This is a genomic window from Microbacterium sp. ZXX196 (assembly GCF_009709595.1).
Classification (GTDB): Bacteria; Actinomycetota; Actinomycetes; order Actinomycetales; family Microbacteriaceae; genus Microbacterium; species Microbacterium excoecariae.
The window spans coordinates 1-265 of the sequence record NZ_WMEE01000246.1 but is presented as its reverse complement, the minus strand read 5'-3'; the positions used below and the strand labels follow the sequence as shown (position 1 = coordinate 265).

Annotated in this window: 1 pseudogene; it reads left to right on the top strand. The window is 73.2% G+C overall.

Annotated elements, in window-relative coordinates:
- Positions 1–265, top strand: a pseudogene (locus tag GJQ66_RS12925) (excinuclease ABC subunit UvrA); the annotation flags it as partial.

The following is a 265-nucleotide window of genomic DNA, read 5'->3' as shown; positions in this document are numbered from 1 at the left end:
AGGGCGGCGTGTACGTGCTCGACGAGCCGACCACCGGGCTGCACCTCGCCGACGTCGAGCAGCTGCTCGGGCTGCTCGACCGCCTCGTCGACGCCGGCAAGTCGGTCATCGTCATCGAGCACCACCAGGCGGTCATGGCCCACGCGGACTGGATCATCGACCTCGGGCCGGGCGCCGGCCACGACGGCGGGCGGATCGTCTTCGAGGGCACGCCGGCCGATCTGGTCGCCGACCGGTCGACGCTGACCGGCGAGCACCTGGCGGC